Source organism: Pseudomonas sp. G34 (genome assembly GCF_031119625.1).
Classification (GTDB): Bacteria; Pseudomonadota; Gammaproteobacteria; order Pseudomonadales; family Pseudomonadaceae; genus Aquipseudomonas.
On record NZ_JAVHZV010000011.1, the window covers coordinates 1 to 12,938 of the forward strand.

Annotated in this window: 15 protein-coding genes and 2 pseudogenes; 9 read left to right on the top strand and 8 right to left on the bottom strand. The window is 64.7% G+C overall.

Annotation, left to right across the window (positions count from 1 at the left end):
* A partial coding sequence (locus QYS36_RS09610; RefSeq protein ID WP_308839267.1) for a DUF1289 domain-containing protein occupies window positions 1–184 on the bottom strand: 184 nt, incomplete at its 3' end.
* The gene (locus QYS36_RS09615) at window positions 168–503 is read right to left on the bottom strand and encodes a hypothetical protein (protein WP_308839268.1); all 336 of its coding nucleotides are present in this window, start codon (window positions 501–503) and stop codon (window positions 168–170) included. The genes QYS36_RS09615 and QYS36_RS09610, both read right to left, overlap by 17 nt.
* A 107-nt stretch (window positions 504–610) precedes the next feature.
* Between QYS36_RS09615 and QYS36_RS09620 the strand changes: the two genes are divergently transcribed.
* The 3 genes from QYS36_RS09620 (at window position 611) to QYS36_RS09630 (ending at window position 2,409) form a co-directional block, all read left to right on the top strand.
* Window positions 611–1,303, top strand: coding sequence for a GNAT family N-acetyltransferase (locus tag QYS36_RS09620; RefSeq protein ID WP_308839269.1), 693 nt, complete (start codon window positions 611–613; stop codon window positions 1,301–1,303).
* A 186-nt stretch (window positions 1,304–1,489) separates the two neighbouring features.
* Complete coding sequence (locus tag QYS36_RS09625; protein ID WP_308839270.1) at window positions 1,490–1,798, top strand: hypothetical protein; 309 nt, start codon at window positions 1,490–1,492, stop codon at window positions 1,796–1,798.
* 116 nt (window positions 1,799–1,914) lie between these two features.
* A complete protein-coding gene (locus tag QYS36_RS09630) occupies window positions 1,915–2,409 on the top strand; it encodes a hypothetical protein (RefSeq protein WP_308839271.1) in 495 nt (164 codons plus the stop codon).
* A 5-nt stretch (window positions 2,410–2,414) separates the two neighbouring features.
* On the opposite strand, the pseudogene QYS36_RS09635 reads toward QYS36_RS09630, so the two are convergent.
* Window positions 2,415–2,723 (bottom strand): annotated as a pseudogene (locus tag QYS36_RS09635) (Lrp/AsnC family transcriptional regulator); the annotation flags it as partial.
* Between QYS36_RS09635 and QYS36_RS09640 the strand changes: the two are divergent.
* Window positions 2,721–2,981 (top strand): annotated as a pseudogene (locus QYS36_RS09640) (GNAT family N-acetyltransferase); the annotation flags it as partial. The pseudogenes QYS36_RS09635 and QYS36_RS09640 sit on opposite strands and share 3 nt — an antisense overlap.
* Window positions 2,982–3,125: 144 nt before the next feature.
* Here the strand turns inward: QYS36_RS09640 and QYS36_RS09645 are convergent.
* From QYS36_RS09645 to QYS36_RS09660, 4 genes are all read right to left on the bottom strand, one after another.
* Window positions 3,126–4,052, bottom strand: coding sequence for a glyoxylate/hydroxypyruvate reductase A (locus QYS36_RS09645; protein ID WP_308839272.1), 927 nt, complete (start codon window positions 4,050–4,052; stop codon window positions 3,126–3,128).
* A gap of 9 nt (window positions 4,053–4,061) precedes the next feature.
* The gene (locus tag QYS36_RS09650; RefSeq protein ID WP_308839273.1) at window positions 4,062–5,819 is read right to left on the bottom strand and encodes a dihydroxy-acid dehydratase; all 1,758 of its coding nucleotides are present in this window, start codon (window positions 5,817–5,819) and stop codon (window positions 4,062–4,064) included.
* A gap of 39 nt (window positions 5,820–5,858) precedes the next feature.
* Complete coding sequence (locus QYS36_RS23940) at window positions 5,859–6,074, bottom strand: hypothetical protein (RefSeq protein ID WP_374990436.1); 216 nt, start codon at window positions 6,072–6,074, stop codon at window positions 5,859–5,861.
* A gap of 238 nt (window positions 6,075–6,312) precedes the next feature.
* Entirely contained in the window at window positions 6,313–7,056 is a 744-nt protein-coding gene (locus QYS36_RS09660; RefSeq protein ID WP_308839274.1) for a class I SAM-dependent methyltransferase, read from the bottom strand.
* 172 nt (window positions 7,057–7,228) lie between these two features.
* On the opposite strand from QYS36_RS09660, the gene QYS36_RS09665 reads away from it, so the two are divergent.
* Window positions 7,229–7,891 carry an ion channel gene (locus QYS36_RS09665; protein ID WP_308839275.1) on the top strand — a complete coding sequence of 221 codons (663 nt, stop codon included), beginning with the start codon at window positions 7,229–7,231 and terminating at the stop codon, window positions 7,889–7,891.
* A 138-nt stretch (window positions 7,892–8,029) separates the two neighbouring features.
* Entirely contained in the window at window positions 8,030–9,202 is a 1,173-nt protein-coding gene (locus tag QYS36_RS09670) for a GGDEF domain-containing protein (RefSeq protein ID WP_308839276.1), read from the top strand.
* 19 nt (window positions 9,203–9,221) lie between these two features.
* Here the strand turns inward: QYS36_RS09670 and QYS36_RS09675 are convergent, their stop codons facing one another.
* On the bottom strand, window positions 9,222–9,899 hold the full coding sequence (locus tag QYS36_RS09675) for a DUF2076 domain-containing protein (protein WP_308839277.1): 678 nt from the start codon (window positions 9,897–9,899) through the stop codon (window positions 9,222–9,224).
* Between the two features lie 255 nt (window positions 9,900–10,154).
* Between QYS36_RS09675 and QYS36_RS09680 the strand changes: the two genes are divergently transcribed.
* From QYS36_RS09680 to QYS36_RS09690, 3 genes are all read left to right on the top strand, one after another.
* Window positions 10,155–11,012 carry a DMT family transporter gene (locus QYS36_RS09680; protein ID WP_308839278.1) on the top strand — a complete coding sequence of 286 codons (858 nt, stop codon included), beginning with the start codon at window positions 10,155–10,157 and terminating at the stop codon, window positions 11,010–11,012.
* Between the two features lie 108 nt (window positions 11,013–11,120).
* Window positions 11,121–11,468 (top strand): cupin domain-containing protein, encoded by a 348-nt coding sequence (locus QYS36_RS09685; RefSeq protein ID WP_308839279.1) that lies wholly within the window; start codon window positions 11,121–11,123, stop codon window positions 11,466–11,468.
* 242 nt (window positions 11,469–11,710) lie between these two features.
* Window positions 11,711–12,799: an SMP-30/gluconolactonase/LRE family protein gene (locus QYS36_RS09690; protein ID WP_308839280.1), complete on the top strand. Its 1,089-nt coding sequence runs from the start codon at window positions 11,711–11,713 to the stop codon at window positions 12,797–12,799.
* The last annotated feature ends 139 nt before the right edge of the window (window positions 12,800–12,938 follow it).

Consider the following 12,938-nt stretch of genomic DNA (forward strand, 5'->3'; position numbering starts at 1 on the left):
CCTTGCCCTTCTTCCTGGCAATCGCCTTCATCCGCGTCGCCGCCTTCTGCACGGTGGCCATCTTCTCCGGGCGCTTCATGCCGCGCCATTTGCGGATTTCTTCGCGGGTGCGGCCGCAGCTGACGCACAGTTCGCTGTTTAGCTGGCACAGCGACACGCAGGGGTTTTCAATGTCCTTGGCCACGTTGGCCCCTTGCCGGCCGCTCGACCGAAAATGCCACATGGTCGGCGATGCGGGACACGCTGATACCCACTTGCTCGAAAGCGGCCAACGTCAGTTCCAGCATTCTCGCCTTCTCCGCACCGGCGAGTGCCCTCGCCCTGTTGGCCTCGGCGTCGAATACCCAGGTGACGATCAGGCTCTGTGGAAGGTGCTGGTAGTCCACGTCATGGGTGAGCCACTGGAAGCCGACGATTTCGCTCTTTGCGGTTTCGCAGGCGTCGGTCAGGGTGCGAATCAGCTCGCGCTCGATGCCTGCATATTTTCGTTTCGAGGCTGCCATAAGGCCCTTCTGGGTCGGTGTTCAATGCGCCGCCATGTTACCCGAGGAGCAGCCCACCTGCCCCACGCGCTACAATGCCGATCGCCGTTTTTTCAAGAGCTAGCCCAATGTTCACCCTCACCCACCTCGATGCCACGCCACCCGAGTCCCTCAAAGCCCAGGTGCTGCAGATGGTGGTGGACTATTTCAGTGACATCAGCCCGGTGCCGCTGACGCCCAGCAACCCGCTGTTCCAGCTGTACCAGTACGTGATCGGCTATGAGGTGCACCTGTACCTGCAGGCCATGAACGGCGAGGCGCACAGCCCTGCACAATTGCTGCTGGCCCTGAATGATCAGGACCCTGCCGTGGTGCTGGGTTTCGCCCTGTACCTGCCCAGCCAGGATGACGCCGACGCCTGCACCCTCGCCTATATGGCCGTGGCGGCCAGCCATCGCCGGCGCGGTATTGCCCGGGCCATGCTGCAGCGCATCATCGAGCGCCACCCGCACCTGGAACTGGCCTGCGTGGCCGGCAAGGTACCGATGTTCGAGGCCATGGGCCTGCAGGTGCTGGCCGCGCAAGGGCCGCAGGTGCTGATGAACACCCGCGACCAGCGCTCCGATGGTCTGGTGGCCGTGCAGGACCTGACGCCGGTATTCCAGTCCACCGAGGTGCGGCAGATCCACGCGTACCTGCTCAAACAAAACGGCAAGAAGGCCATGAGCGAAGCCGAGAAGCAGCGCGACTATCACCTGGATCAGCTGGCCCACCAGGCTCGCCAACTGGTTGCCGAACGGCTTACACCGACCCTTCACTGAGTACGCCGGGCCTGTGCCGATACGCGCAGATTGCCCGCGCGACTCGTTCTGCGAGAGCAGCCCCCCGAACGGCGGATGAAAGCCGCGCCCACCAAGCCCCGGCCCTACGCCCGGTTTGCGTGACCGGTCACGCGGCGTGGCCGCCAGATACCCTATGCTGAGCAGGCCAACCTGGAGCGGCCTGCGATGAGCGAAACCGGCAACGCAATCATTTTTTTCACCACCCAGCTTGTGCTGCCGCTGGGCCTGGCATACGCCTATTGCCGAAAAACCGGCATTCCTAGCGATACCTGGCGAGCAGGCGGCATCGCCCTGATTGCGCTGTCGAGCGCGATACTGCTTTTCACCGGGCTGCTTGGCCTACCGGCCTATGTGAAGAACGTCGGCTTCGTCACTGATCGCTCCATGGGCTGGACCTGTGGCGCCGTTGGTATCGTCGGCGGCTTGGCGATGGGAGCCCTCGCCCGGCGTTTCGAGGGCAAGCGCGCTCGTTAGAACCAGCGGCTCGCTGACGATGCCCCACGCCGTTGCAGTCGGGCTCGGGTACAGATACCGCAGGATCAGCCCAGCACTGTGCGCACTCGCCCAGTGCGCAGCCAAGGAATAGCGCCATGGACATCCGTTTTCTGACCTTCCCCGATTTTCACAACGTGTACTTCTACCGCTCCATCACCCTGGCCATTCTCCTGGCAATCGGTGGCCTGGTGCTGTTCAAGGCGCCAACCACGCGGCTGCCTGAGCTTCTGCTGGTCGGCGGCTGCTTGCTGCTTATGGGGTGGCGGTTCGCGCTGGAATGGCGGCGGTTGAACAAGGCCGGGACGGCCTCTATTCACAACGATGAACTGATCTTTGCCAGCGAAAGCGGCCATCGGCAGATACCGCTGAGCAGCCTGCACTCTGTGACCTCGAAGCACAGCCTGTTCATGGTGCGGCGCTATCGCTCATGGAGCGAGCACTTGGCCTTCGTGGAGTTCACCCTGCACAACGGCGAGCGCTTTTACACGCTGGTCGAAAGCGCGCTGTTCGAGTCGCCAGCGGCCAAGCACAGCCTGGCGGCGATCCAGGCGGCCGTACTGGCGGCAAAGGTGAAAAGCGCTGCCAGCTGAGCGCCCTACTGCTGGCTCAGCAGCTTGCGCAGGGGCACGCCATCCTTGTGCACCGGGGATTTGATGACGATGTAGCTGAAGTACTTGGAGATGCCGATGTTCTTGTCCAGCAACACTTCCATCATGTACTGGTAGTGCTGGATGCTGCGGGTCATGAAGCGCACCAGGTAGTCGTAGCCGCCACTGATCAGGTGGCATTCGAGCACTTCGTCAACCAGGTGGATGTTGGACTCGAACGTGGCGAAGTCTTCGCGCTTGTGGTCGCAGAGGGTGATTTCGGTGAATACCGTCACCAATTCGGTGATCTTGGCCAGGACAACGCAGCCGCCTGCACCCTCGCCTATATGGCCGTGGCCGCCAGCCATCGCCGGCGCGGCATTGCCCGGGCCGTGCAGGATCTGACGCCGGTATTCCAGTCCACCGAGGTGCGGCAGATCCACGCGTACCTGCTCAAACAAAACGGCAAGAAGGCCATGAGCGAAGCCGAGAAGCAGCGCGACTATCACCTGGATCAGCTGGCCCACCAGGCTCGTCAGCTGGTTGCCGAACGGCTTACACCGACCCTTCACTAATTGCGCAGCCAACCAAGGTGCGTGAAAGTGCGCCCGGCATCAACGCAAAACCGGCGTCCGGTGAGGAACGCCCGTTGCCATGCCTTGCGGAGTGTCCTCGCTGGCGTGCTGCATGGAAATCGCGGCACCGCCATGGGCCGCGTTTCAATAACCGCGAGAGCGGTCGATGGCATCCTCGAGCGGCTCGCCGCGTTGATGTCGACGCAGGTTCTCCAGCAGGATCGGCGCGGCCGATTCCGGCTGGGTCATGCTCGCCACATGGGGGGTCAGAAATACCCGCGGATGGGCCCAGAAAGGATGTTCCACAGGCAGCGGCTCGGGCTCGGTCACGTCGAGAATCGCGCGCGACAGCTGCCCGGAATCCAGCGCCTCGAGCAGGTCGGCGTCGACCAGGTGCGAACCGCGCCCGACATTGATCAGCGCCGCGCCGGCAGGCAGCCGCGAAAACAGCTCGCGATTCAGGATGCCCCGGGTCGCCGGGGTGAGCGGCAACAGGCAGATCAGCACATCGCAGCCGGCGAGAAAGGGCTGCAGCTGCTCCGCGCCGGCGAAACTCTCCACGCCCGGCAGCTCACGCCGCGAGCGGTTCCAACCGCGCAGGTCGAAGCCGTAGCTCGCCAGCCGCTGCAGAACGGCGCTGCCAAGCGAGCCCATGCCCATCACCCCGATGGTGCGCGCCGAGGCCGGCAGCACCTTCAGCGGGGCCCAGCTACGCGCCGCCTTCGCCTGCAGATAGTCGAAGAAGTCGCGGTGCAGGGCCAGCACGCAGAGGGACACATACTCCACCATGCCGTCGATGATCCCTGGCTCGACCATCCTGACGATGGGCACGTGCGCGGGGATGGCGGAAAAATCGACATGATCGACACCGGCTCCCGAGGAGAAGAACACCTTCAGCCGCGGTAGCTGGGCGATGAAATCCGCCGGTGCCTGCCAGGCGATCAGGTATTCGACCTCGTCGAGGTCACCGGCATCGGGCCAGACCCGGAAGTCGAGGTCCGGAGCATGTTCGGCGAAGTAGCGCACCCAGGCGGGGGCGCGTGCGGCGTCGGATCGATAAAGAATGCTCATATTGAAGTCCTACCAGCCCCCTACCCAGCCATCGAAAAGCCCTTCAGGCAGGGTTTCCTCGTTGGCGCCACGGAGAAAATCGAAGTCGCAGCCCAGATGGGCCTGCTCGATGTGTTGGTTGTACAGGTTGCGGTAGCCACGCACGTGCCGGGACAGCGGCGGCTGCCAGGCCTGGCGGCGCCGCTCGAGTTCCGCCGGGTCGACGCAAAGCTCAAGTCGCCGCTCGGCGATGTCGAGCTCGATGATGTCGCCATTTTGCACCAGGGCCAGCGGTCCGCCGACCGCTGCCTCGGGAGACACGTGCAGCACGGCGGCACCATAGGCAGTGCCGCTCATTCGCGCATCCGAGATGCGCAGCATGTCGCGCACGCCGCGCGCCATCAAGTGACGCGGCAAGGGCAGCATGCCCCACTCCGGCATCGCCGCGCCCACCGGCCCCGCATTGCGCAGGATCAGCACGCTGTTCTCGTCGATGCCGAGGTCGGGATTGTCGATCTGGTCGGCGATCGTCTGCACGTCTTCGAACACCACCGCCCGGCCGCGATGACGGAACAGCCTGGGGTCCGCCGCACAGGTCTTCATCACCGCCCCGTCCGGCGCCAGGTTGCCTTTGACCACCACCAGGGTCTCGCCGGGCTTGACCGGTTTGTCCAGCGGGCGGATCACATCGCTGTCGCAGACCTGCGCCGTCTCGATGATCTCGCCGAGGGTGCGGCCGTCGACGCTGCGTGCATCGAGATGCAGCAGGGGCTCGAGGGTCTTGAGCAGGGCTGGTACGCCACCGGCGGCCATCAGCCGCTCGGTCAGGTGTTCGCCGGCGGGCTGGACGTTGGCGATCAACGGCACGCGTCTGGCGATCTCGTCGAAGCGCTCCAGGGTCAGCGGTACGCCGACGCGCCCGGCGAGCGCCAGCAGGTGAATGATGACGTTGGTCGAGCCGCCAACCGCGCACAGCAGGGTGATGGCATTGTCGAAGGCGCGCGCATCGAGCACCTCGCTCGGGCGCGGGCTGCCATCGGTGGCCAGGCGCACGCTACGACGCCCCACCTCGCGGGCGAGCTGATGACGACGGCGGTCGACCGCCGGCACCAGGCTGCTGCCGGGCAGCGACACCCCCAGGGCCTCGCAGATCACCGCCATCGACGACGCGGTGCCCATTTCCGCGCAGTGCCCGGCGGTGCCCATCACGCTGCGCTCGAACGCGGCGAAATCGCCCGCGGAAAGCTCTCCCGCACGCAGCTGGTCGACCAGCCGCCAGACGCCGGTGGCGTTGGCCAGGTTGCCGCCAGTCGCCGAGCGAGGGGTGGCCGGGCCGCTGGCCAGGAAGATGAACGGCACGCCTGCGCTGGCGGCCCCCATCAGCAGGGCTGGCTGGGTCTTGTCACAGCCGCCGAGCAGCACCAGCGCATCGAACGGATAGCCGCGAATGGTCTCCTCGGCCTCCATGGCCAGCAGGTTGCGAAACGGGAAGGAGCTCGGCTTGATGATGTTCTCGCTGATCGACATCAGCGGCACCTCGAACGGGATACCGCCCGCCTCGAGAATCCCCACCCGCGCCTCCTCGGCAAGCGTGCGCAGATTGAGATTGCACGGGTTGATATCGGACCAGGTGTTGAGAATGCCGACCACCGGCCGCGTCATCAGGTCTTCGCGACTCCAGCCGGCGGCCGCCAGGGTTGAGCGATGCACGAAGCCAGGCAGGTCATCCTTGCGAAACCAGCGGGCGCTGCGTAGCGGCCGAGCATCTTTTGTTTGCTTGTCGCTCATGAAATCACCTTGTGGATCCGATTCGTCGAAGCAGAACTATCACCCGCCGGCAGGCCGTCGCACCGCCGCTTGCCGAGGCGGTGTGACGCTTGCAGCCTCAGCGCCCGACCAGAGCGGGCAGACCGCCGATTTCGTTGATTCCCAGCGCTTGCACAGGCGCGACATGGCGGTATCGACAATCTCGTCGCGAGGACGCCAGTCGCCCATCACCTGCTCCAGCCGATAGGCGGTGAGGTCCTTGACGAACGGGTCCATCTGCTCAGGGGTGACGCGATCGACTCCGCTCGGGTACACAGACGTCGTGCTGGACCGTCAGAGCATTACAGCACTACGCCTCCAGCAGATGAGGTTAAAAGCAGGGCGCGCCTCGACACAAAAAGGCCGTTTTACAGGCCAGCCCCAGCAGACCTTGCGGGCCGCTCGAAATGCGCCTTGGCAGGCCCTGGAACAGCACCGGGCGCCTTACCGGCGCGCACAAGGTCCAGCCAGCCTGCTAGCGCTTCACGCAGGCAAACAGCGCGTTGCCGGCACCCTGGCTGATCGGCAGGATCTTCTGGTAGTCGTGCTCCAGCACATGCACGTCGAACTGCGGCTCCAGTAGCGCCTGCAGCTCGGCGAAGCTCACCGCGACCATGGGGTGCTCGTCGTGCCAGGTCAGGGTTTCGTCGCCCGCGATCTTGTCGATGCGCAGGCGCAAAGCCTGCTGCTCGCCCGCGCCGCTGTAATGCCAGCCGGAACTGAAGGTGAAATGCCCCGCCGCATTCTGCACGGTGTGCGCGGCGAACAGGCGATTGTCGATACGGGTGCGGTCCACCGCGTTGAAGCAGAACAGGCCGCCGGGCCGCAACGCTCGATGCACCTGGGCGATGCAGGCCGCCAGCCGCTCGGTGGTCGCGCTGTAGTGCAGCGAGTAGAGAAAGCAGGTGATCAGGTCGACCGGCTCGGCGAGGCTGAACCTGCACATGTCCTGCACGGCAAAATGTGCCTCGGGGCAGCGAATGGCGGCCTTGTCGAGCATCGGCTGGTTGATGTCCAGGCCGCTGCTGTGAAAGCCGGCATCGAGAAAGTGGCGCACGTGGGGGCCGGTACCACAGGCCAGATCCAGGTGCCGCGTGCCGCCGTTGCCGAACAGCTGCTGCAGGCGCTGCACGGCGTGGCTTTGCGCCTGGTAGTCGATGTCGGCGCACATCAGGTCGTAATAGTCGGACAGGTCCGTATAAAGGGCATTGACGGGCATCGGAACCTGGCCATGACGGAGGTGTTTTCGAGGGTCGCGGATCATAGCTGAAATCCCCCACGGCGCTGGAACTAATCGCGGCGAACGGCAGCTTACGCCGCGCTGGCGATCCATTAGACTGCCCGGCAAAATGGCGCCCCCGCTGCCCAATTCCCCCGCCCGGTCGACTCTGATGCCCAAGGCTTACAGCTACCTGCTCCGCTACCCATCCGCCAGCCTGCTGTTCGTGCAGTTGCTGGGCATCGTGCTCTACCCCTTCATGGAGCAATTGTCCGAGGGGCGGGCCATCGTCGGCGCCTTTGGCATCGTGGTGCTGGTGATGTCGCTGCGCATGGTGCGCAGCAGCCCGAACATCCAGTGGATCGCCTTCACCCAGGCGGCGTGCATCCTGGCGCTGACCGTGGCCGTGGAGTTCGAGAGCAACACCGCGCTGTCGATCCTGCTGGCGGCGCTGGAGTCGAGCTTCTATTTCTATGCCGCTGGCGGGCTGATCGCCTACATGATGGAAGACCAGCGCGCCAGCACCGACGAGCTGTTCGCCGTGGGTGCCACCTTCACCCTGCTGGCCTGGGCCTTCGCCCATGCCTTTTCGGTGTGCCAATTGCTCAGCCCTGGCAGCTTCGGGGCGCAGATCAACCCGGAGGCACCACGCACCTGGATGGAACTGCTGTACCTGAGCTTTACCGTGCTGTCGGGGGTTGGCCTGAGTGACATCACCCCGTTACGGCCCTTCGCCCGCGCGCTGGTGATGCTCGAGCAGTTCGCCGGGGTGATGTACATCGGTCTGGTGGTCACGCGCATGATCAGCCTGACGGTCAGGCCACGGGCCGGCTGAGCGGCCGCCCAGGCACGGCAGGCCGTAGCTCGAAGGTCGTTCATGGCCCACGCCCAGCCAACCATTTTCACGCCTGCCGGCTACGCTCAAACCCATACCATTGGCTTCCGACCCTTATCTACCCAGGCCCAGCACAACATGGCGCTCGACCCCCTAACCATGCTGACGATCACCATCGCCCTGGCCCTGGCGGCCTCGTTGTACTTGGCCATCGAGTGGCAAACCGTTCGTGAGCCAGCGCTGCTGTTCTGGAGCGCCGGTTTTGCCCTCATCAGTATCGGCTCGACCCTCGCCCTGCTGCGCAGCAGCGGCCTGCTGCTGGTCGGCATCTGGTTCGCCAACGGCCTGCTGATCATTTCGCACTGGCTGTTCTTCGCCGGCGTGGCGCGCTTTACCGAAACGCGGCTATCGCCTGCCTGGTTGCTGGTGGTGGTGATCTGGCTTGCGATGTTGCTGCTGCCGGAAGGCCCTGAGTGGTCGAAGATCATGCTGCTGGTCAATTCGCTGCTGATCGCCCTGATCACCATCCGGGCCAGCTTCCTGCTGCGCCCGCAGGGCACCTCACTGGGCGCCGGGGCGGCTCAGCTGCGCTTCGTGCTACTGGGCCATGGGCTGTTCTATATCGCCAAGACCATTCCGGTGTTGATGCCCGGCACCTTGATCGATCTGGCCGCTTTTCGCGGCGAGATCATTCAGATATCGCTGGTGGAAGGCGTGATGGCCTTGATGCTGATCGCCCTGTCGATGACCGGCACCGTGCGCTATCGCCGCGAGAAGCGCATCGAGCGCCTGGCCGCGCGCGACCCGTTGACCGCCATGTACAACCGCCGCGCCCTGGAGGCACGGGCGCCACGCCTGCTCAACGGTGTATCCGCTGCACACCCCGGCGCGCTGCTGCTGATCGATATCGACAACTTCAAACAGGTCAACGACCTGCATGGCCACGCGGCCGGCGACAGGTTGCTGGTGGTGCTGGGCGAAATGATTCGCCGGGCCTTGCCCGAAGGGGCGTTGGCGGCGCGCTTGGGTGGCGATGAATTCGTGATACTGCTCCGGGATGCGTCCCCCCAGCGCATCACCGACCTGGCTGACCTGCTGCGCCAGCAGTTTCAGAGCGCCGCTGCGCAGGCGTTCGCCACGCCCGAAGCGGTGACCCTGAGCATCGGTGCCAGTCTGTACGACCAGCCCCCGGCCAGCCTGGCGGCGCTGATCGAACAGGGCGACGTGGCGCTGTACCAATCCAAGCGCGGCGGGCGCGACCGCCTGCGCCTGGTCGATCGCACCGCCAATGCCGAGCTGCTGGCGGGCTAGCTGGCGCGCCAGCCGGGCCTCAACTGAACATGCTGTCGTCGTCGAAGAAGTCCGAGCTGTCGAAGGCATCGGTGTCGATGTCGTTGTTATCGATAGCTTCGTTGCTGGCGTACGGTGCATCACCCAGGTCACTGGCGAAGCTGTCCTGCATGGGCGCGTCTTCGCGGATCACTTCGACGATCTCTTGCGGCTGGTTGTGATGGAACATGCTGGTCAGCAGATCCGCCACCACGACCCCACCGGCCACACCGGCTGCGGTCTGCAATGCGCCGCGCATGAAACCACCACCCTGCACCACCGGCGCCGCGCCAGGCATGGCCGCCGGTGCGGCCGCCGCAGCCGGAGCATTCTGGGAAAAACGCGTTTCGCCCCAGCCGCTCGGCCGCTGGCTCGGCTGCGGCGCATTGGCCGGCTGGCCGCCACCGAACAGCCCGGAAAGAAAGCCGCCACTGCCGGAGCGCTGGCGCTGCGCATCGGCCGTCTGGGCTTCCAGTTCCCGCACGCGCTGGTCCAGGCGCTTGATCGCGGCCTCCTGAATCAGCAAGGCCTGGGCCATGTAGTACGGCGCCGCAGGTTGCCGGGCCAGATGACGCCTGATCTGCGCCTCGGCGTCGGCATCGCGTAGCCCGCCCTCGTGCTCGGCCTCTTGCAGGCGGGTGAACAGGCCATCGATCAGGGTTTGCTCGTCGGAATTCATGGGTGCCTCGCTTGAGCAATAGAGAAATGCACATCCCTGTTCAAGGTGCCGCGCGGCGCCCGGCGCCGCTGAATCGATATATTGGAGTGAACGACAAAATTACAAGTTCCGGCCTGGCTGCAGAAACCCGGCGGCAGTTCCGCCGGCCTGTGGCGAGGTCGTGAACACCCTCCCGGGCGACGTATCTGGGCAGGCCAATGCGCCAAAGTGGGGCGATCATCCAGACAGGGTTCAATAACCACAAGGAGAGCCGGGATGAAAGACTCAGCGCGCGGCCTGCTGCTGGTCACCAGCGGCATCGTGCTGCTCAGCTTCGATGGCCTGCTGGTGCGCCTGGTGAACGCCGATGGCTGGAGCATCGTGTTCTGGCGCGGGCTGCTGATGTTCATCGCCCTGGGCGCCTTCTCGCTGTCAGCCAGAAGCCGGGCAAGCCTGGGCGCCAAGCCGCTACCCAGTGCCGTTTCGGCCGTGCTGCTGGCACTGATCTCGATCTTCTTCGTGCTGGGGGTCATCCACACCACGGTAGCCAACGTGGTGGTCATTCTCAGCACGGCGCCGCTGTTCGCCGCACTGTTCACGCGCTTCTTCCTGCGTGAAGCAGTGGCGCTACGCACCTGGCTGGCGATCGGCGTAGCGACCCTGGGCATCGTGCTGGTATTCGCCGGCTCCTTCTCCACCAGCGACCTGTTGGGCAACGGCTATGCGCTGCTGTCTTCGCTGGCGCTGGGCGCCAACCTCACCTTGCTGCGCCGCCATTCCAGCCTGGCCCGCATGCCGCTGATCGCCCTTGGCGGGCTGGTCGCCGCGCTGATCGCCCTGCCCAAGGCGCAGCCCTTCGGGCTCGATCAGGCCAGCTACCTGGCGCTGGGGATGATGGGGCTGCTGCAGATGCCGCTGGCCACCTTGCTGATCAACAGCGCGACGCGCTACCTGCCATCCGCCGAGGTGGCGTTGTTCTACCTGCTGGAAAGCGTGCTGGGCACCCTGTGGGTCTGGTATTTCCTGAGCGAGGTGCCAGCCCAGGCCACGCTGTACGGCGGTGCGCTGGTAATCGCCACGCTGGTGGTGCATGCCGGTTTCACCCTGCGCGCCCGCCCCGCCTTGCCGGCCTGAGGCCTGAGCCGGCAGCGCGAATACGCACGCCCATGTCGACCCCAGACAACCGGGGAGTCAGCACGGGCCCTAAGGTGAACCACCTTCGTCCAACACCAGGAGCCGCTCATGGCCAACAAACCGATTACCGTACTGCGCGACACCCAGCCAATGCCCGTCGTCGACGCCTGCAAATGGGAGCGTCTCGAGGGCGACCCGCACACGGTCAACCTCAACGCCTACACCAGCGACGACGGCAGCAAGATCATGGGTACCTGGATCTGCACCCCCGGTAAATGGCGGGTGGAATACGTGAAATGGGAGTACTGCCACTTCCAAGAAGGCTATTGCATCATCACCCCGGACGGCATGGCGCCGATCCACCTCAAGGCCGGCGATATCTTCGTCGTCGAGCCAGGCATGAAAGGCACCTGGGAAGTGGTCGAAACCGTGCGCAAGTACTTCGTGTTCGCCTGACCCTCCAACGCTTGTGGCCACCGCGACTGCAGTGGCCAATCAACAAGTCATCGGATAACCAAGGGGCTTATTGGCACCCATCAAGCGCTGCACCATCGATAAAAATAGTTAAATATCAATTAGATATATAGATACTCTGTCGGCACTCTCCCTGAAGCCACGATAAGGTCTTCCATGGTTGTCGTACATCTTGTAGGTTGTTAGCGCCGTTTCGGCCCGACAATAACAAGAAGGGACATGACATGAACGACACCCCGCAACCTGGCCATTCACGCCGCCGCTTTCTCAAGCACTCATTGCTCTGCTCCGCCGCTGCCGCAGGCGCCGGCTCCTTGCTGCCGCAACTGGCCAGCGCCGCCCAACCGCTTGGCCTGCGCTACCCGGACAATGCCGTAAAGGCGCTCGATGACAGCTTCCTGCAACTGCGCCTGTTCAATGCCAGCGTGGAGAAGCTCGCCGATGGCCTGCGCTGGGCCGAAGGCCCGGTATGGTTCGGTGACGGCCGCTATCTGCTGGTCAGCGACATTCCCAACAACCGCATCATGCGCTGGGACGAGATCAGCCAGACCCTGGGCGTCTACCGCCAACCGTCGAACTATGCCAACGGCCTGGTGCGCGACACCCAGGGCCGCCTGATCGCCTGCGAAGGCTCTACCACCCAGGAGCTGGGGCGGCGCATCACCCGTACCGAACACGACGGGCGGATCACCGTGCTGGCCGACAAGTTCGACGGCAAGCGCTTCAACTCGCCGAACGACGTGGTAGTCAAGCGCGATGGCTCGGTGTGGTTCACCGACCCACCCTTCCAGACCGGCAACTTCTACGAGGGCTACAAGATCGAGCCCGAGCTGCCCCATGGCGTCTACCGCATCGACGGCGACAGCGGCCAGGTCAGCCGCGTGGCCGACGACCTGGGCGGCCCCAATGGCCTTTGTTTTTCGCCGGACGAGAAGACGCTGTACATCGTCGAAGGGCGTGCCAAGCCCAACCGTCTGGTCTGGGCCTACCCGGTGAACGACGACGGCACCCTCGGCCAGCGCCGCAAACACATCGAAGCCACCGACACCGGTGCCCTGGACGGCATCAAGTGCGATGAATTCGGCAACCTGTGGTGCGGCTGGGGCAGCAACGGCTCACCAGAAAGCGAGCCGGAAAAGCTCGACGGCGTGCGGGTGTTCAACAGCGCAGGCAAGGCCATCGGCCATATCGCCTTGCCGGAGCGCTGCGCCAACCTGTGCTTTGGCGGTGAGAAAGGCAATCGCCTGTTCATGGCCAGCAGCCACGCGCTCTATTCGATCTTCGTCAACGCCCGGGGCGCGACGCTGGTGTGAACGGCAGCGATCAAGCCTGGGCAGGCCGGGCTTGATCGACACGCGTCACTCGATGGTGCCGATAGACCAGGCCAGCCAACACCACGACTGCTCCCCCACGCCCCCATAGCGGCCGGGCCCTGGGCAAGCAGCTACTGGT

Coding starts and splice junctions, on each gene's coding strand:
- QYS36_RS09620 (WP_308839269.1), top strand. CDS start 611: ATGTTCACCCTCACCCACCTCGATGCCACGCCACCCGAGTCCCTCAAA.
- QYS36_RS09685 (WP_308839279.1), top strand. CDS start 11,121: ATGGCCAACAAACCGATTACCGTACTGCGCGACACCCAGCCAATGCCC.
- QYS36_RS09690 (WP_308839280.1), top strand. CDS start 11,711: ATGAACGACACCCCGCAACCTGGCCATTCACGCCGCCGCTTTCTCAAG.
- QYS36_RS09645 (WP_308839272.1), bottom strand. CDS start 4,052: ATGAGCATTCTTTATCGATCCGACGCCGCACGCGCCCCCGCCTGGGTG.
- QYS36_RS09615 (WP_308839268.1), bottom strand. CDS start 503: ATGGCAGCCTCGAAACGAAAATATGCAGGCATCGAGCGCGAGCTGATT.
- QYS36_RS09660 (WP_308839274.1), bottom strand. CDS start 7,056: ATGCCCGTCAATGCCCTTTATACGGACCTGTCCGACTATTACGACCTG.
- QYS36_RS09675 (WP_308839277.1), bottom strand. CDS start 9,899: ATGAATTCCGACGAGCAAACCCTGATCGATGGCCTGTTCACCCGCCTG.
- QYS36_RS09630 (WP_308839271.1), top strand. CDS start 1,915: ATGGACATCCGTTTTCTGACCTTCCCCGATTTTCACAACGTGTACTTC.
- QYS36_RS09665 (WP_308839275.1), top strand. CDS start 7,229: ATGCCCAAGGCTTACAGCTACCTGCTCCGCTACCCATCCGCCAGCCTG.
- QYS36_RS09625 (WP_308839270.1), top strand. CDS start 1,490: ATGAGCGAAACCGGCAACGCAATCATTTTTTTCACCACCCAGCTTGTG.
- QYS36_RS09680 (WP_308839278.1), top strand. CDS start 10,155: ATGAAAGACTCAGCGCGCGGCCTGCTGCTGGTCACCAGCGGCATCGTG.
- QYS36_RS09670 (WP_308839276.1), top strand. CDS start 8,030: ATGGCGCTCGACCCCCTAACCATGCTGACGATCACCATCGCCCTGGCC.
- QYS36_RS23940 (WP_374990436.1), bottom strand. CDS start 6,074: ATGGACCCGTTCGTCAAGGACCTCACCGCCTATCGGCTGGAGCAGGTG.
- QYS36_RS09650 (WP_308839273.1), bottom strand. CDS start 5,819: ATGAGCGACAAGCAAACAAAAGATGCTCGGCCGCTACGCAGCGCCCGC.